The 18,307-nt window shown below is 61.5% G+C and carries 14 protein-coding genes; 12 read left to right on the forward strand and 2 right to left on the reverse strand.

Going from position 1 to position 18,307, the window contains the following annotated elements:
* The first annotated feature begins 29 nt into the window (after positions 1-29).
* The 3 genes from AC3RCJ_RS03685 to dsbD all read left to right on the forward strand — a co-directional run bounded on the left by AC3RCJ_RS03685 (position 30) and on the right by dsbD (position 3,642).
* Entirely contained in the window at positions 30-1,007 is a 978-nt protein-coding gene (locus AC3RCJ_RS03685; protein ID WP_008444343.1) for a DNA-directed RNA polymerase subunit alpha, read from the forward strand.
* Between the two features lie 134 nt (positions 1,008-1,141).
* Complete coding sequence (gene rplQ, locus AC3RCJ_RS03690) at positions 1,142-1,534, forward strand: 50S ribosomal protein L17 (RefSeq protein WP_034753219.1); 393 nt, start codon at positions 1,142-1,144, stop codon at positions 1,532-1,534.
* A 158-nt stretch (positions 1,535-1,692) separates the two neighbouring features.
* A complete protein-coding gene (dsbD, locus tag AC3RCJ_RS03695) occupies positions 1,693-3,642 on the forward strand; it encodes a protein-disulfide reductase DsbD (RefSeq protein ID WP_492956886.1) in 1,950 nt (649 codons plus the stop codon).
* A 115-nt stretch (positions 3,643-3,757) separates the two neighbouring features.
* Here dsbD and AC3RCJ_RS03700 read toward each other — a convergent pair whose 3' ends face one another.
* Positions 3,758-4,291, reverse strand: a complete 534-nt coding sequence (locus AC3RCJ_RS03700) for a Spy/CpxP family protein refolding chaperone (protein WP_492956885.1) — start codon at positions 4,289-4,291, stop codon at positions 3,758-3,760.
* A 187-nt stretch (positions 4,292-4,478) separates the two neighbouring features.
* Here AC3RCJ_RS03700 and AC3RCJ_RS03705 point away from each other — a divergent pair, with 187 nt between their 5' ends.
* The 5 genes from AC3RCJ_RS03705 (at position 4,479) to AC3RCJ_RS03725 (ending at position 12,080) form a co-directional block, all read left to right on the forward strand.
* Complete coding sequence (locus tag AC3RCJ_RS03705; protein WP_492956884.1) at positions 4,479-5,207, forward strand: response regulator; 729 nt, start codon at positions 4,479-4,481, stop codon at positions 5,205-5,207.
* A complete protein-coding gene (locus AC3RCJ_RS03710) occupies positions 5,204-6,562 on the forward strand; it encodes an ATP-binding protein (protein WP_492956883.1) in 1,359 nt (452 codons plus the stop codon). Before AC3RCJ_RS03705 ends, AC3RCJ_RS03710 begins: the two co-directional genes overlap by 4 nt.
* Before the next feature lie 86 nt (positions 6,563-6,648).
* Positions 6,649-7,815 (forward strand): efflux RND transporter periplasmic adaptor subunit, encoded by a 1,167-nt coding sequence (locus AC3RCJ_RS03715; protein WP_492956882.1) that lies wholly within the window; start codon positions 6,649-6,651, stop codon positions 7,813-7,815.
* On the forward strand, positions 7,812-10,922 hold the full coding sequence (locus tag AC3RCJ_RS03720) for an efflux RND transporter permease subunit (protein WP_492956881.1): 3,111 nt from the start codon (positions 7,812-7,814) through the stop codon (positions 10,920-10,922). Before AC3RCJ_RS03715 ends, AC3RCJ_RS03720 begins: the two co-directional genes overlap by 4 nt.
* Before the next feature lie 351 nt (positions 10,923-11,273).
* A complete protein-coding gene (locus AC3RCJ_RS03725) occupies positions 11,274-12,080 on the forward strand; it encodes a hypothetical protein (RefSeq protein WP_492956880.1) in 807 nt (268 codons plus the stop codon).
* A gap of 73 nt (positions 12,081-12,153) precedes the next feature.
* Here AC3RCJ_RS03725 and yihA read toward each other — a convergent pair whose 3' ends face one another.
* Complete coding sequence (yihA, locus tag AC3RCJ_RS03730; RefSeq protein WP_034753234.1) at positions 12,154-12,897, reverse strand: ribosome biogenesis GTP-binding protein YihA/YsxC; 744 nt, start codon at positions 12,895-12,897, stop codon at positions 12,154-12,156.
* 186 nt (positions 12,898-13,083) lie between these two features.
* Between yihA and AC3RCJ_RS03735 the strand changes: the two genes are divergently transcribed.
* The 4 genes from AC3RCJ_RS03735 to msrP all read left to right on the forward strand — a co-directional run bounded on the left by AC3RCJ_RS03735 (position 13,084) and on the right by msrP (position 18,301).
* Positions 13,084-13,755: a c-type cytochrome gene (locus AC3RCJ_RS03735; protein WP_492956879.1), complete on the forward strand. Its 672-nt coding sequence runs from the start codon at positions 13,084-13,086 to the stop codon at positions 13,753-13,755.
* Between the two features lie 185 nt (positions 13,756-13,940).
* On the forward strand, positions 13,941-16,037 hold the full coding sequence (locus AC3RCJ_RS03740) for a cytochrome c biogenesis protein ResB (RefSeq protein WP_492956878.1): 2,097 nt from the start codon (positions 13,941-13,943) through the stop codon (positions 16,035-16,037).
* A 49-nt stretch (positions 16,038-16,086) separates the two neighbouring features.
* A complete protein-coding gene (gene ccsB / locus AC3RCJ_RS03745) occupies positions 16,087-17,238 on the forward strand; it encodes a c-type cytochrome biogenesis protein CcsB (protein ID WP_492956877.1) in 1,152 nt (383 codons plus the stop codon).
* A gap of 85 nt (positions 17,239-17,323) precedes the next feature.
* Positions 17,324-18,301, forward strand: coding sequence for a protein-methionine-sulfoxide reductase catalytic subunit MsrP (gene msrP, locus AC3RCJ_RS03750; RefSeq protein WP_492956876.1), 978 nt, complete (start codon positions 17,324-17,326; stop codon positions 18,299-18,301).
* Positions 18,302-18,307: the final 6 nt, after the last annotated feature.

Below are 18,307 nucleotides of genomic sequence, written 5' to 3' on the forward strand. Positions count from 1 at the left end.
TGAGCCGAGGGTATTGAAAAGGACATTTCATGCAAAACAGTTTGTTGAAGCCACGTATTATCGATGTTGAAGCTCTCGGTGCAGGTCACGCCAAGGTCGTGATGGAACCGTTCGAGCGCGGCTATGGCCACACATTGGGTAACGCGTTGCGCCGCGTTCTGCTGTCGTCGATGGTGGGCTACGCGCCGACCGAAGTGACGATCGCTGGCGTCGTCCACGAATATTCCTCCCTCGATGGCGTGCAAGAAGACGTCGTCGATCTGTTGCTGAACTTGAAGGGTGTGGTTTTCAAAGTCCACAACCGCGATTCGGTAACCCTGACCCTGAAAAAAGAAGGCGAAGGCGCAATCCTGGCCTCCGACATCGACCTGCCGCATGACGTCGAACTGATCAACCCTGACCACGTGATCGCCCACCTGACCGCCGGTGGCAAGCTGGACATGCAGATCAAGGTTGAAAAAGGCCGCGGCTACGTTCCTGGTAACGTGCGTCGCCTGTCGGAAGACACGAACAAGACCATCGGCCGCATCATTCTCGATGCGTCGTTCTCGCCAGTGCGCCGCGTATCGTACTTCGTTGAATCGGCCCGCGTTGAACAGCGTACCGACCTGGACAAGCTGATCATCAACATCGAAACCAACGGCGTGATCTCGCCGGAAGAAGCGATCCGCCAGTCGGCCCGCGTCCTGGTGGACCAGTTGAATGTGTTCGCTGCCCTGGAAGGCACGGAAGCTGCCGCCGAAGCGCCATCGCGCGCTCCGCTGGTCGATCCTATCCTGTTGCGTCCAGTCGACGACCTGGAGTTGACCGTGCGTTCGGCGAACTGCCTGAAAGCGGAAAACATCTACTACATCGGCGACCTGATCCAACGTTCGGAAAACGAACTGCTGAAAACGCCAAACCTGGGCCGCAAGTCCCTGAACGAAATCAAGGAAGTGCTGGCATCGCGCGGCTTGACCTTGGGCATGAAGCTGGAAAACTGGCCGCCTGCCGGCCTGGAAAAGTAATTCGTAGTTGTCGCAAACTGCCTGGGACAGGTGTCCCAGGCTTTTATTTTTGAAGTACCAAACCGGTCCGCGATGAAGCCCCAGGTTTCATTGATCGAAGAACTGGATTTAAACACTCACCGAAAGGATTTATCATGCGTCACGGTCACGGCCTCCGTAAACTGAATCGTACCTCGTCCCACCGTCTGGCAATGCTGCGCAACATGACAGTATCGCTGCTGCGTCACGAAGCGATCAAAACCACCCTGCCAAAAGCAAAAGAACTGCGCCGCGTTGTCGAGCCAATTCTGACCCTGGGCAAAACCGACTCCCTGGCAAACAAGCGTCTGGCCTTCAACCGCCTGCGCGACCGCGAAATGGTCGTCAAGCTGTTCGCTGAACTGGGCCCACGTTTTGCCAACCGTAACGGTGGTTATGTGCGTATCCTGAAAATGGGTTTCCGCGTCGGCGATAACGCTCCTATGGCGTTCGTTGAACTGATGGATCGTCCAGATACGACCGAAGCAGTTGAAGTTGCTGGCGAGTAATCTCAGTAATTGCATCTGAGAAAGCCAGGCCTAGCCTGGCTTTTTTGTTTTCTGCTGCAGCTATCCTTGCTGCGGTGTACTATTCTTCTTTCGCGCCGGCCCGGCACATGCGCTGCCTGCTCCGCGCGTCCTCCGTCGAATGGTCGAAAAGGTAGTTCATGTCCCGTTTCCCCTCCAGCGCCTCCGCGCGCGCCGCTCCCCTGCATCAACTGCTGATCTGGCTTGCCACCTGTTTGCTGCTGGCCATGGCCGTTTTTGGCGCCAGTCACGCCCGTGCCGACGATGAATTCCTCGATCCGGAACTGGCCTTCAAGTTTTCCGCCCGCATGCAGGACCCGTCCACCATCGCCGTCACCTATGTGATCGCCGATGGCTACTATATGTACCACGAGCGCTTCAAGTTCGAGGCCGTGGGCGCCAAACTGGGCACGCCGGTGTATCCACCCGGCAAGGTCAAGTTCGACGACACCTTCCAGAAGAACGTGGAAACCTTCCGCAAGACCTTGACCATCACCATTCCCGTCGAGGCTGCCGGCGCGTTCACCCTGAAGGCGACGGGACAGGGCTGTTCCGACAAGGGCCTGTGCTATGCGCCGCAGGATGCGACAGCCAAGCTGGTGGGCGCTGGCGGCGGGCAGAGCATGGCGCCCGGCGCGGGCCTGCCGTCGAAATTCGCCTTGCCCGCAGCACCGGCAGTCGACACGGCGGCCGTCAACGGTCCGCAGGCGCAGGCCTCGCCTGGCGTGTCCGTGCTGAGCATTCCCCAGGCCGATATCACCAGCACGCCCGAGCCGGTCGCTGCGGCCCCCTTGGCGGCAAGCGCCGCGCCCGCGCAAAGCGAGATGGGCAAGATCGAGGCGGCCCTGAAGGGCGGCAAGCTGCTCGTCATCGTGCCCCTGTTCATGCTGCTGGGCCTGGGCCTGGCGTTTACGCCGTGCGTGCTGCCGATGGTGCCGATTTTGTCGTCGATCATCATTGGCGATGGCGCCAAGGTCAGCCGCTCGCGCGGCTTGCTGCTGTCGCTGACCTACGCGCTGGGCATGGCCATCGTCTATACGGCGCTGGGCGTGGCGGCCGGCCTGGCGGGCGAAGGCCTGGCGGCCCAATTGCAAAACCCGTGGGTGCTGGGCTTCTTTGCCTTGCTGATGGCGGGCCTGGCGCTGTCGATGTTCGGCTTGTATGAACTGCAAGTGCCGGCTTTCCTGCAAGGCAAGCTGACGTCCGTGTCGAACCAGCAATCGTCGGGCCGCCTGGCGGGCGTATTCGTCATGGGCGCCATTTCCGCCCTGATCGTGGGGCCCTGCGTGGCCGCGCCGCTGGCCGGCGCCTTGCTGTACATCAGTCAGACGCGCGACGTCGTCATCGGCGGCAGCGCCCTGTTTGCCATGGCGGTGGGCATGAGCGTGCCGCTGCTGCTGGTCGGTGTATCGGCCGGCACCTTGCTGCCGCGCGCCGGCGCCTGGATGGATGCCGTCAAGCGCTTCTTTGGCGTGCTGCAGCTGGGCGTGGCCTGGTGGCTTGTCTCGCCCGTGCTGCCGGGCGCCGTGCAGATGCTGGGCTGGACGGTGCTGTTTGTCGGCTATGGCATGTATTTGCTGGTGGGCAAGAGCGGCGCGCAGCACGCCTGGATCGCCAAGGCCTTTGGCCTCGTGTTTGCCGTGCTGGGCGCGATGCAACTGGTGGGCGTGGCCAGCGGTGGCCGCGACCCGCTGGCGCCGCTGGCGCACCTCGGTGGCGGCCAAGTGCACGCGCAAGCTTTTACGCGTGTCAAGACCGTGGCGCAGCTCGATGCGGCGCTGGCGCAGTTGGGTGGCAAGCCGGCCTTGCTGGACTTTTATGCCGACTGGTGCGTGTCGTGCATCGAGATGGAAAAGCTGACCTTCGTCGATCCCGCCGTGCGCGAGAAGATGGGGCAAGCCGTGCTGCTGCAGGTGGACGTGACGGCCAATGATGCGGACGACAAGGCCATGCTGAAGCGTTTTCAGCTGTTCGGCCCGCCGGGCATCATCATGTTCAACCCGCAGGGGCAGGAAATCGCCCAGTCGCGCGTGATCGGTTTCCAGAACGCTGCCACCTTCCTGACTTCCTTGCGCAAGCTAGAGGAGTAGGGCGGGCAGGTCGGGCAGGTCGGGGTAGGTCGGGTTAGCCCGCCAGGGCGTAACCCGACGCCACCACATACATCAACGATGTTGTCGGATTACGCGGCGTTGCCGCTAATCCGACCTACCCAGCTTTGGGATGCTCTTGCATGCCATGGTGACCACCACGGTGGCCGCCGTGCTTGCCGCCAGGCACGCTGTCATCAAACACCTTCTTTTGCTCCGGCGTCAGCACGGCGTAGAAGGTTTTCAGTGCAGCCAGGCGGCTTTCCTGATCCGCGATGCGTTCCTTCGACATGGCGATCCATTGCTCCATGCGTTCCGGCGCCGACAGCCTGGCCATCGCTTCGCGCTTGGCCTTCCAGTCGCCCATCGGTTTTTTCGGCGCGCTGGCGGCCGTGAAAGTGGCCCAGGCCGGTTCCTGCGCGGCTGTCAGTTTCAGCTTGTCGTGCAGACGGGCCTGGTATTTGGCCATGCGTTCGGCGCGATTGCCACCGTGGTGCTGGCCGCGCTGGCCTTCATGGTGCATTTTGGTGCTGGCGGCGGGCGCGCTGGCGGCCGCTTCCTGGGCGTGGGCGGTCAGCGATGCCGCACCCATGCCGAGTACGCTCATGGCGATGATCAGATTCTTGCGCAAGGTTGTAAGGGAGGCGTTCATCTTGATTCCTTTATAAGTAATGAGAGATGTACATGTCGCTGCACATGGCATCATGTTGGACGCCGCATGTTTCCCCGAAGTGTCCGCTGTCCGACAGTTTGTATCTATATGTTTCGCCGGGTCTCCTATATACAAGACGATACAAATGCGCTGTGCAAGGGGGGGCGAAGTGGGGATAATTCGTCTCATGGAACCCACTTCTACAATTCTCATCGTCGACGACGACCGCGACATCCGCAGCCTGCTGGCGGATTACCTGGAAACGAACGCCTATCGCACGCTCGGCGCGGCCGACGGTACCGGCATGTGGAAAATACTCGATGAAACGCGGCCCGACCTGATCGTGCTCGATTTGAACCTGCCCGGCGACGACGGCCTGACCCTGTGCCGCAAGCTGCGCGCGCAATCGACGGTGCCGGTGATCATGTTGACGGCGCGCAATGAGCCGCTGGACCGCATCCTGGGCCTGGAAATGGGCGCCGATGATTATCTGCCGAAACCGTTCGAGCCGCGGGAATTGCTGGCGCGCATACGCAGCGTGCTGCGCCGCAGCCATGCCATGCCGTCGAACGTGCCATCGGACAAGGCACAGCAGATCCGCTTTTCCGGCTGGACGCTGGACTTGACGGCGCGCCACCTGCTCAATCCCAGCGGCCTGGTGATCATGTTGTCGGGCGCGGAATTCCGTTTGCTGCGCGTCTTCCTGGAACACCCGAACCGCGTGCTCAACCGCGACCAGCTGCTGAACCTGACGCAGGGCCGCGACGCCGACCCGTTCGACCGCTCGATCGATATCCAGATCAGCCGCCTGCGGCAAAAGCTCGGTGAAGATGCCCGTTTGCCGCAAATCATCAAGACCGTGCGCAATGGCGGCTATGTGCTGGCCGGCCAGGTCAACGTGGAGCCACACGCGTGAGGGCCTTCTTTGGCTCGATGACGGGCCGCGTCTTCATGTTCCTGCTGATCGGCGTGGTGGCCTCGGCCGCCCTGACGCAGTGGCTGGCCGTGGGCGAGCGCCAGCGCGCCATCGAGCAATACCGCGATTACCATGCCGTGGAACGGGCGGAGCAGCTGGTGATGGCGGCCGATGTGGTGCCGCTGGCATCGCGCGCCGCCTACCTGAAGGTGGCCAACAAGGGCAGCGTGCGTCTGGAGCTGCGCCCCGAGGCCGAGCACACGCCCGGTGTGCCGACGGAATTTTCCAGCGCGCTGCAGGCCAAGCTGGGCGAGGGCTTCAAGGTGACGGCCGTGGCCGAGCGCCCGGCCGCCTGCGTCAAGCCGCGCAAGCCGGCCACCCTGTTCGGCCCCAAGACCTGGGGCGGCACCTGTGAAAATCTCGACGTGCGCATGCAGGATGGCCACGTGCTGCGGCTGATGGTCTTGCCGCCGCGCCAGCAGCCGCCGTTCGGCGAGCATAGCGACTGGGTCACCCTGTTGCCTTTCCTGATCAGCATTGCCATCCTCGCCTACCTGGTCACGCGCATGACCATGCGCCCGCTCAAGCAGCTGGCGCAGGCGGCGAAAGACCTGGGCAACGATATCAACCATCCGCCGCTGGCCCTGTCGGGCGCCAGCGAGATCCGCCAGGCCAGCGCCGCCTTCAATGCCATGCAGGCGCGCATCCGCCAGCATATTTTCCAGCGCACGCAAATGCTGGCGGCCATCACGCACGATTTGCAGACGCCGCTCACGCGCCTGCGCCTGCGCCTGGAAAAGGTGGCCGATACGGAGCTGTACGACAGGCTGGTGGGCGACTTGTCAGCCATGCAGAGCATGGTCAAGGAAGGACTGGACCTGGCCCGCTCGATGGACAGCACGGAAGCCATGCAGGCGCTCGATCTCGATTCCCTGCTCGACAGCGTGTGCTCCGACGCGGCCGATGCCGGCCAGAAGGTGACCCTGAGCGGCCATGCGGGCATGGCGCTGATGGGGCGGCCCATCGCCATGCGGCGCTGCCTGGTGAACCTGATCGACAATGCCGTCAAATATGGCCAGTATGCACAGGTGACCGTCGAGCGCATCGCGGGCGCGGCGCGCATCCGCATCCGCGATGGCGGGCCCGGTATTGCACCGGACCAGCTGGCCAAGGTCTTCGAACCGTTTTACCGGATAGAAACGTCGCGCTCGCGCGAATCGGGCGGTACGGGCCTGGGCCTGACCATTGCCCGCAACATCGCCGAGCAGCACGGCGCCACGGTTTTGCTGGCCAATCACGTGGATGGCGGCCTGGAAGTGACCCTCATCGTGCCCGAATATTACGCGGGAAAATGAGCATTTCCGTGCGACAATATTGCGCTGCTAGCTCCCTGGCAATTACATTCAACCTGCAGCCCGGCGCTGCAACAGCGTGACAGAAAATGAAAAAAACTAGCCTGGCAATCGTGGTGGGTGCGGCCCTGTGTATCGGTGGCGGCATCTGGTATTTCAATCATCAGTCCGCTGGAGCGGCCGCCGGCAAGGGCGGCAAGGGTGGGGCACAGGCACCCACCACGGTCAGCGTGGTCGCGCCCGTCCGGCGGGACGTGCCGATGGTGTTGCAAGCCAATGGCAGCGTGATGCCGATCAGCAACGTCGACCTGCATCCGCAGACGACCAGCACCATCACCAAGGTGCATATCCGCGAAGGCCAGTTCGTCAGGCAGGGCGAGCTGATGTTTACACTCGACGCGCGCAGCGAACATGCGAACGTCGACAAGGCGCAGGCGCAGGTATTGCGCGACCGTGCCTCGGTGGAAGACTTCGAACGCCAGCTCAAGCGCAGCAAGGATTTGCTGAGCAAGAATTTCATCGCCCAGGGCGCCGTCGACACCCTGCAAAGCCAGCTCGACGCGGCACGCGCCCTGCTGGCGGCCGACCAGGCCGCCCTGCGCGCGGCCCAGGTGGAGTCCAGCTACACCGTGTTGCGCGCACCGATGGGCGGCAGGGTGGGCGCCATCGGCGTCTACCCGGGCAGCCTGGTGCAGCCGGCCACTTCGCTGACGAGCATCACCCAGCTCGACCCCATCGACGTGTCGTTTACCTTGCCGGAAAGCAGTCTGTCTGGCTTGCTGGCGGCGCAGAAGGCGGGCGAGGTGCCGGTCACGGCGCTGCTGTCGGATGCGGGTGGCAAGCAGCTCGAAGGCAAGCTCAGCTTTATTGACAATGCCGTCGACCCCGCCACCGGCGTGATCAAGGTCAAGGCCCGTTTCAATAATGGCGGCACCGACCTGTGGCCCGGCCAGTACGTGAATACGCAGCTGACCGTGCGCACGCTCAAGGATGCGCTGGTGATCCCGCAAAACGCCATCATCACCAATACCACGGGCATCTTCGTGTACTCGATGGAGCCCGATAACACGGCCAAGGTGCGCAAGATTGCCCGCGTGTATGCGTTCGGCCCGCATGCCGTCGTGACGGGCTTGCAAGGCGATGAACAGGTCATCGTCGATGGCAAGCAAAACCTGCGTCCGGGCGGCAAGGTGCGCCTGGCGGAAAAACGCGGCGGTACCGATGGCGCCGCGGCCGCACAGGGCAAGCCAGCATGAACTTGTCCGAACTGAGTATCCGCCGCCCCGTCATGGTGGTGCTGCTGTCGCTCTCCATCATCCTGGCCGGCGTGCTGGCATATGGCCACATCCCGGTGGCGGCCTTGCCGAGTTACAACACGCCCGTCATCAACGTCAGCGCCGACCTGGCCGGCGCCAGCCCCGATACGATGGCTTCCTCCGTTGCCTTGCCACTGGAAAAGCAGTTTTCCACCATCGCCGGCCTGAGCCTGATCACCTCCACGAGTACCCTGGGCAATACCTCGCTGACCCTGGAGTTTGACGCCAGCATCAATGTCAACGAGGCGGCCGTCGACGTGCAGGCGGCGCTGCTGCGCGCGCAGCGCCAGTTGCCGACGGAAATGACGGACTTGCCGTCCTACCGCAAGGTCAACCCGGCCGATGCACCGGTACTGTTCATCCAGATGACGTCGCCATCGTTGAACTTGTCGGATCTCAATGATTATGCGGAAAACCTGATCGCCCCGAGCCTGTCGACCCTGCCTGGCGTGGCCCAGGTCAGCGTTAACGGCCAGAAGCGCTTTGCCGTGCGCGTGCGCGCCCGTTCCGACCTGATGAACGCGCGCAACCTGACGATGGACGAGCTGGCCGCCGCGCTGCGCGCCTCGAACACGAATTCGCCATTGGGCATCCTCGATGGCCCCAGCCAGACCCTGACCATCCAGGGCAATCCGCAAATGATGAAGGCGGCAGACTTTGCCGAACTTATCGTTGCCACGCGCAATGGCCAGCCCGTGCGCCTGAAGGACGTGGCCGAGGTGGAAGACAGTTTCCAGTCGACCAAGACGGCCGGCAGTTTCAACGGCGAGCGCTCGATCACCTTGCTGGTGCAGCGGCAACCGGACGCCAACACGGTGCAGGTGGTCGATGCCGTGCGCAAACTCTTGCCTGGTTTTAAGGCGCAATTGCCCGCTTCCATCCAGATCAGCCTGGTCAATGACCGTTCCGTCTCGATCCGCGAAGCGATCCACGACGTCAACCTGACCCTGGCCCTCACGGTGATCCTGGTGGTGCTGGTGATCTTCCTGTTCCTGCACCGCGCGGCGGCCACCTTCATTCCGGCCGTCACCATGCCGATCTCGCTGCTCGGCGCGCTGGCCCTGCTGTACTGGCTCGGCTACAGCCTCGACAATGTCTCGCTGCTGGGCATTACCCTGGCCGTGGGCCTGGTGGTGGACGATGCCATCGTGGTGCTGGAAAACATCGTGCGGCATATCGAGATGGGCAAGAAGCCGATCCAGGCGGCCCTGGTGGGCGCCAAGGAGATGGGTTTCACCATCATCTCGATTTCCGTCTCGCTGGTGGCCGTGTTCATCCCCATCTTCTTCATGCCGGGCGTGATCGGCTTGCTGTTCCACGAGTTTGCCGTCGTCGTTTCGCTGTCCATCCTCGTCTCGGCCATCGTGTCGCTGACCCTGGTGCCGATGCTGGCCAGCCGTTTCCTGCCCGCCGATACACGCGAACACAATGACAGCGATCCCACGCATGGCGAAAAAACCTTTATCGGCCGCCATTTCGAGGCCGGTTTCACGAAATTGCGCAACGGCTACGTGCATCTGCTCGACAAGGCCCTGGCGCACCGCAACGTGGTGCTGTTCATCGCCGTGTGCACCTTCGCGCTGACGGTGCTGCTGTATGCCACCATTCCGAAGGGTTTCTTCCCCGAGGAAGACCTGGGCCAGATCCAGGTCAATACGGAAGCGTCGGAGGATATTTCCTCGGCGGCCTTGCAGGACTTGCAAGCGCGCGTGGCGGCCGTGCTCAAGGCGGACCCCAGCGTCCAGGACGTCACGTCTTTCGTCGGCGGCGGCAATACGGGCCGCATGTTCATGGTGCTGAAGCCGCGCAGCGAACGGCCGAAAATGCCGGTGGTGCTGGAAAACCTGCGCCGCGCCACCAGCGCCGTGCCCGGCATGGCCGTGTATTTCCGTCCCGTGCAGAACTTGCAGCTGGGCGGGCGCCAGAGCAAGAGCCGCTACCAGTACACCTTGCAAAGCGTGAGCCCCGACGCCTTGAACGACTGGGCGGAAAAATTTATTGCCAGCATGCGTGCCGACCCGGCTTTCCGCGATGTCACCAGCGATTCGCAGATCAAGGGCTTGCAGGCGTCGCTGAAGATCGACCGCGACAAGGCCAATCTGCTGGGCGTGCAGATGTCCGACATCCGCACGGCCCTGTACAGCGCGTTTGGCGAGCGGCAAGTGTCGACCATCTATTCCTCGGCAGCCAGCTATTACGTGATCCTGGAAGCGGCCACGCCAGACCGCCAGTACGACGATGCGCTCACGCGCGTCTCCGTGCGCAGCAAGTCGGGCGAGCTGGTGAAGTTGTCAAGCATTGCCCGCGTGGAGCGCACGATCGGTCCCACCTCCGTCAATCACCAGGGGCAGCTGCAAGCCGTCACCATCGCCTTCAACCTGGCGCCCGACGTGCCGCTGGGCGTGGCCACGGGCAAGATCGACGTGATGGGCAAGGAAATGAGCTTGCCGGCCTCCATCATCACGCGCTACGGCGGCGATGCGGCCGTGTTCCAGGATTCGCAGTCCAGCCAGATCATCCTCATCATCGCCGCGCTGGCCGTGATCTATGTGCTGCTCGGCGTGCTGTACGAAAGCTATATCCACCCGCTGACCATCCTGGCCGGCCTGCCGTCGGCGGCCGTGGGGGCGTTGTTGACTCTGCGCCTGTTCGGCATGGACCTGACCATGATCGCCATCATCGGTATTTTGATGCTGATCGGTATCGTCAAGAAGAACGCCATCATGATGATCGACTTTGCCCTGCATGCGCAGCGCAATGAAGGCCTGCGTCCGGCCGAGGCCATCCGCCAGGCATGCATCCTGCGTTTCCGGCCCATCATGATGACGTCGGCGGCGGCCCTGATGGGCGCCTTGCCGATCGCCCTGGGACTGGGCGCGGGCGCCGAGCTGCGCCAGCCGCTGGGCCTGGCAGTCGTGGGAGGATTGCTGTTTTCGCAAGTCATTACCCTGTTCATCACTCCTGTCATCTATTTGTTCCTGGACAAGTACAGCGGCACGGGGCCGCTGACGGACGAGCAACTGTTAATACTCGACAGCAAGGCCTGACGCCTTGCATGCCCATGACTGGCGCCCCGTTCCAGCGTGAATGCGGCGCCGGTTTTGTATGGGCCATGATACATACGGTAACAACCGTCAAGGGACGGCTCGGGTACTCTGGTAGCGCTGCAAGGAATGCCGCTATCCTGTACGCTTCGGGATGGAAAGGCCGAGGAAGTGTTCCCAAAAGCAAGGGACTCTGGCACTATGGCTGCCCTGTAATGTTATTTCTTCGCTACACAGAAAGCACGATTCATTTTGCATGACACGACCCATTTGATGGCTGCCGATTCCGACATTTGTCCCACTTGCGGGCAAGTGATCCAGCCACCACCGGCCTACGGGTCCAGGACCAGCACCATGCGCAAGGTGGCGCTCGGCGTGTCCGTCCTGCTGCACGTGCTGCTGGCTGCGTATGTCCTGTTTCGCAGCGACACGATAGAAAAGATTCCGCCGCCGAAGAAGGAAAGCGCGATGGTCTATATTGCGCCGCTGAAGGACAAGCCGCAGCCGAAGCCGCAACCGAAACCCACGCCCAAGCCCAAGGATACGAAGGTTGCCAAAGTGAAACCGCCACCGGCGCCGAGCAAGCGCGTGGTGACGAAGGACGTGCCGCGCGACAAGCCGAAACTGGAAACGTTCACGCCGCCGCTGGTGTCGAAAGTGCCGTTGCCGCCGCCACCGGCCGACGACATGAGTTCGATGATCGAGCAGCGCCGCAAGCAGCGCGAGGCGCAGAACCCCGCGCCACCGGCCGAGGAAAGCGAAAACGACCGCGCCATGCGCGTGGCCAAGGCGAATATCGCCGGCGCCCAGGGCCGTAATTCCGGCAGCGACCGCGAGGATTCGGGCGGCGTGTTTTCCATCATCAATCAGACCTCGTTCAGCGCCGAAGTCAAGTTCAAGGGCTGGAACGGCAACTTCAAGCGCAATTGGCTGAAGCAGGAAAAAGTAGAACTGGGCAATGAGCCCGATATTGAAACGGCCATCATCAAGAAGATGATCCAGCTGATCCGTGCCGAAAAACCCGGCGATTTCGTCTGGGAATCGCGACGCCTGGGGCGCAACGTCAACCTCAGCGCCCGCGTCGAGGATACGGCCGAGCTGACTGCCTTCCTGCGCCAGGAATTCTTTTCCGAGAAGCGGCCAGGGCCGGGACGGCGCTAGGTGCGCACGGCCATCAAAAAAGGCTGCACCGTGTGAACGGGCAGCCTTTTTTTTTACGCAGCGTTGATCTCGATCAAGCCGGTTTGTCGGTTCCTGCTTCCGGTTCGACATCGTCTTCCATCTCGATCAGCTCGACCATCTGGGCCGCGCCGTCTTCGCTGATGCCGGCCAGTTCCATGATCTTGTCGTTGGCTTCGTCGATGCCGACTCGTTTCAAGGCCGAGAACAGCTGCACGGTGAACGGGAAACCGACGCCGTCTTCATCCACATAGCTGTCGAGCTTGGCTTTCGCCTGGCGCAGCGCGTTGACCGATTCATTGCGGTTCAGCTTATCGACCTTGGTCAGGATGCAGTGAATCGGTTTACCCGTGGGGGCGAACCATTCCAGCATTTGAATGTCCAGGTCGGTGAAGGGACGGCGCGAATCCATGATCAGGATCAAGCCGGCCAATTGTTCCCGGCGCTGCACGTAGTCGCCCAGCAGGCGCTGCCAGTGCAACTTGGCCGAGCCCGATACTTCCGCGTAGCCATAGCCCGGCAAGTCGACCAGCAGGCATTCGATCTCTTCGACGATGGTGGCATCCTTGCGATGCTGCGCCACGTGCGCGCCGCCGATGGAGAAATAGTTGATATGCTGGGTACGGCCAGGTGTCTTGGAGGCGAACGCCAAGCCTTTCTGATTACACAAGATGTTGATGGCGGTCGATTTACCGGCATTGGAGCGGCCGGCAAAGGCGATTTCCGGCACCGTGGTATCGGGCAGGTCACGCAATTGGTTGACGGTCGTAAAGAAGCGGGCTTGCCAGAGTTTTGACATGGGAGTAGTAAAGCAACAAAAGGGAGCGATAAGGGAGCGATAACGCCAAGAAGCTATTGTACAATAAGGGGTTGTTTATTGTTGCCGGCGTAGCAGCGATGCGGCTTGCGGCCCTGAAAATAAAGCAAAAATCCACGGGGCGCGGCAATGTCCACCACTAATTTCTCACTGTCTCAGGGTGCCTGAATGAATCGTGCGTTTTCACCGTTTATCAAATCCATGCTGCTCGCTTTGCTGGCTGTATCGGCCACTGCGTCCGCGGTCGAAGCACCGGCACCTGCCGTCAAGGCCGATGCCGCCAAGGGCGCCACCCTGTACGCGGACGGCGATGCGGCGCGCGGCTTGCCCGCCTGCGTGTCCTGCCATGGCGCGGCCGGCAATTCGACCATCACGGTCAATCCGAAGCTGGCTGGCCAGCACGAAAGCTATATCTACAAGCAACTGGTCGATTTCACCACGCCGGAGCGCAACCAGCCCGTCATGACGACGTACGCGAAGATGCTCAGCGACGCCGACAAGAAGAATATCGCCGCCTACCTGGGCGCGCAGCTGTCCAAGCCGGGCGCCGCGAAAAACAAGGACACGATTGACCTGGGCAAGAAAATCTACCGTGGTGGTATTGCTTCCAAGCAAGTTGCCGCCTGCGCCAGCTGTCATGGCGCGACGGGCAATGGCATTCCCGTCCAGTATCCGCGCATCGCCGGCCAGCACCAGGATTACACGGTGGCCCAGCTGACCATGTTCCGCAGCACCAAGGCCGACGCCCGCAAGAACAGCGCGCAAATGCACACCATCGCCGCCCGCATGTCGGACGATGAAATCGCCGCCGTAGCCGATTATATCGCCGGCCTGAAGTAAGTTTTCATAGTGGCAAGAGATTGCCAGGCGCATCAGCGCGCGTGAACCAGGGCGGCCGTCTCCACAGGCTGCCCTTTTTCATGGCAGGGGGCAAACAGGAGTATGCTGCCGCCTTGCGCGGAGAAACACTCTGCTCCATGCCTACATTTTCTTGAAGATTGCATATCCCGTATGAGTATCCACGTATGAGCACAGGCACGACCGGAATCGAGTTAAAAACCCAGCGCCGCAGCCTGGCCGAATTCGTCGAGCTGGTCTCGTCGATGCGCTTTGCCATCAGCTTGCTGACGCTGATCGCCGTGGCGTCCATTATCGGCACCGTGCTCAAGCAGAACGAGCCCATGCCCAACTATGTTAACCAGTTCGGTCCGTTCTGGTTTGCCGTCTTCGACAAGCTGAGCCTGTATTCCGTGTATTCGGCCTGGTGGTTCCTGGTCATCATGGGTTTCCTCGTCGCTTCGACTTCGCTGTGCATCGTGCGCAATGCACCGAAAATGCTCAAGGACATGCGCAGCTGGCGCGACAATGTGCGCGAGCAATCGTTGCGCAATTTTCATCACAAGATGGAATGGCAGGCGCCGCTGCCGCGTGCCGTGCTGGCCCAGCAGATGGTGATGCGCCTGAAAGACGCCGGCTATGCGGCCAAGGTGGTCGAGAAGGATAATGCCACCCTGGTGGCCGCCAAGCGGGGCGCTGCCAATAAATGGGGCTATATCTTTGCCCACGGCGCCATCGTCATCATCTGCGTGGGCGGCTTGCTCGACTCGGAAATGCCGATACGCGTACAACAATGGTTCTTTGGCAAGACGCCGTTTGCCGGCAGCGGCGTGATCGCCGACATTCCCGCCCAGCACCGTTTGAGCCTGTCGAACCCTACTTTCCGCGGCAATACCATGATCCCGGAAGGCTCGTCGAGCAACACGGCCATCATTCCCCAGGCCGATGGCGTGCTGATCCAGGATTTGCCGATCACGATTTTGCTGAAGAAATTCCATATCGATTTCTACAGCACGGGCATGCCCAAGCTGTTCGCCAGCGACGTGGTGATCACCGACCATGCCACGGGCGAGACTTTCCCCGCCACCATCAAGGTTAACCAGCCGCTGCTCTACAAGGGCCTGGCCCTGTACCAGTCCAGCTTTGAAGATGGCGGCAGCAAGCTCAAGTTGACGGGCTATCCGATGACGGGCAAGACGACGAAACGCTTCGACATCGGCGGCGAAGTGGGCGGCAGCACGCCGCTCGAGCGCAGCGATGGCAATTCCTATACGGTGGAATGGTCGGCTTTCCGCCCGTTTAACGTGGAAAACCTCAGCGCCGGCCAGGATGTGCGCGCCGTCAGCAAGGCGGAAAGTTTTAACGAGAAATTTGCCGTGGGCCTGGACAAGCGCCTGGGTTCGGCGGGCAAGAATGCGCATAACAAGGACTTGAAGAATGTGGGGCCCTCGGTGCAATACAAATTGCGCGACAAGACGGGCCAGGCGCGCGAGTACCAGAATTACATGCAGCCCGTCACGGTCGATGGCGCGACGGTGTTTCTGGCCGGCATGCGCGTGAACCCCAGCGACCCGTTCAGTTTCCTGCGCATTCCCGCCGATGACAATTACAGCGTGACGGAATGGATGCGTTTGCGTGCCGCACTGCAAGATCCGGAGCTGCGCCAGCAGGCCGCCGCCCGCTATGCGGCGCGCGCCATGCCGCAGGCGGGCGCGGAAGCCTTGCGCGGCCAGCTGCAGGAATCGGCGGCGAAAAGCCTGGGCATCTTTGCCGGCAATGGACAGGAGGGCGGTTTCCTCGCCATCTCGCGTTTCCTGGAGAAAGTTCCGATGGCCGAACAGGAAAAGGCAGCCGATATCTTCATGAAAATCCTCAACGGCAGCCTGTGGGATCTGTGGCAGGCGGCGCGCAGCAAGGATGGCTTGAAAGCCATCGAGGCCGATGACAAGCACGGCCGCTTCCTGCAACTGGCCACGAATGCGCTGTCCGACAGCTTCTTCTATGGCGCGCCCGTGTACCTGCAACTCGACGACTTTACGGAAATCAAGGCGTCCGTGCTGCAGGTGACGCGTTCGCCCGGCAAGAGCGTGGTCTACCTCGGTTGCCTGTTCCTCGTGATCGGCGTGTTTTCCATGTTTTATATCCGCGAGCGCCGCCTGTGGGTGTGGATCAAGGATGGCGAAGGCGGCAGCGACGCCCTGATGGCCATGAGTACGCAGCGCAAGACCCTGGATTTTGAAAAAGAATTTGAGAACTTGAAGGCAAAACTGCCGCAATCGGCGTAAGCTGCGCTGTGTCTGGAACGCTGCAGCGTGGCCGGGAATGGAGAAAATGATGGAATTGGCAAATAAACAAATTTATGCGCAGGAACCGGGCTTTTTCAAGCGCCTGAGCCTGATTGACTGGGTGTATGGCGCCGGCTTGCTGGCCGCCTCCCTGTTTGGTCTCATGCGTTTTGGCGCCTTCATGGATATCTATGAAAAGGTCATCCTGCTGGCGGCCGCGCCCACGTTCGCGTGGCTGGGCTGGTACTGGAAGCCCGTGCGCTGGCTGATCCCCGTGGCAGCCGTGCTGTCGCTGTTCGCCATCGAGCTGTACGCCGGCCACCTCGACATGGCGAACCAGAAATTCTTCCTGAAATATATCTTGTCGAGCCAGTCCGCCATCCTGTGGATGGGCACCCTGTTCGTGCTGTCCACGCTGTTCTACTGGATCGGCCTGGTGGCCCGCTCGGAATTCGGCTCCTCCGTCGGCTCGCTGCTGTGCTGGGCCGGCGTCGTGCTGGGCCTGACGGGCATGCTGGTGCGCTGGTACGAGTCTTACCTGATCGGCGCCGACGTGGGCCACATTCCCGTGTCGAACCTGTATGAAGTGTTCATCCTGTTTTCCTTGATCACGGCCATGTTCTACCTGTACTACGAGCAGCACTACGCGACGCGCCAGCTGGGCGCCTTCGTCATGCTGGTCATTTCGGCGGCCGTCGTCTTCCTGATGTGGTACACGGTCACGCGCGACGCGGCCGACATCCAGCCGCTGGTGCCGGCCCTGCAAAGCTGGTGGATGAAGATCCACGTGCCCGCCAACTTCATCGGCTACGGCACGTTCGCGCTGTCGGCCATGGTGGCGGCCGCTTACCTGCTCAAGTCGAGCGGCTACCTGGTCGACCGCCTGCCGTCGCTGGACGTGCTCGATGACGTGATGTACAAGGCCATTTCCGTCGGCTTCGCCTTCTTCACGGTAGCGACCATTCTGGGCGCCCTGTGGGCGGCCGAGGCGTGGGGCGGCTACTGGTCGTGGGACCCGAAGGAAACCTGGGCGCTGATCGTCTGGCTCAACTACGCGGCCTGGCTGCACATGCGATTGATGACGGGCTTGCGCGGCCGCGTCGCCTCGTGGTGGGCGCTGGTGGGCTTGCTGGTGACCACGTTTGCCTTCCTGGGCGTGAATATGTTTCTTTCAGGTTTGCACTCTTACGGCAAGCTGTAACGGTTGATCTGCATGACAGAAGCGTCATGAACGGTCCGGGAAAACTGGTGTAAGGTACCCATCATCACCTTTTCCCGGAGCCGCCATGTTGATCAAGCGCAGTCCCAACGGCATCGACTTGCCGTATTCTTCCGAAATCACGCCGCGCGCCGTCTTTGAATCGCGCCGCAGCTTCATCAAGCAAGTGGCGCTGGGCTCCATGTCCAGCGCGGCCTTGCTGGAAATGGCCAGCCGCGAAGCGTTCGCGCAAGGCAGCAATCCCAAGCTGGCTGCCAAGCTCAATCCTGCCTATTCGGCGCTGGAAAAGCAGACGGCCTATAAAGACGCCACCAGCTACAACAATTTCTACGAATTCGGCACGGACAAGAGCGACCCTGCGCAAAACGCGGGCACCCTGCGCACGCGGCCGTGGACGGTCAGCATCGAAGGCGAAGTGAAAAAGCCGATGACGCTGGACCTTGACGCGCTGCTGAAGCTGGCGCCGCTGGAAGAGCGCGTCTACCGGCTGCGCTGCGTGGAAGGCTGGTCGATGGTCATCCCGTGGATTGGTTATTCCTTCTCGGAAATCATCAAGAAGGTCGAGCCGACGGGCAACGCCAAGTATGTGGAATTCATCACCCTGGCCGACAAGAAGCAGATGCCGGGCGTGGGCAGCCGCGTGCTGCAATGGCCTTATACGGAAGGCTTGCGCATCGACGAAGCGAACCACCCGCTGGCGCTGCTGACCCTGGGCATGTATGGGGAAACCTTGCCGAACCAAAATGGCGCACCCGTGCGCATGGTCTTGCCGTGGAAATATGGTTTCAAATCCGCCAAGTCCATCGTCAAGATCCGTTTCGTCAAGGAACAGCCGCGCACATCCTGGAACCTGTCGGCGCCGTCCGAATACGGTTTTTACTCGAACGTGAACCCGAACGTCGATCATCCGCGCTGGTCGCAGGCGTCCGAGCGGCGCATCGGCGAAGACGGTTTTCTGACGCGCAAGCGCAAGACCCTGATGTTCAATGGCTACAACGATGTCGCTTCGCTGTATGCGGGCATGGACCTGAAGAAGTTCTTTTAAGGAAAA

The organism is Janthinobacterium sp. GW822-FHT07H11, from assembly GCF_058798615.1.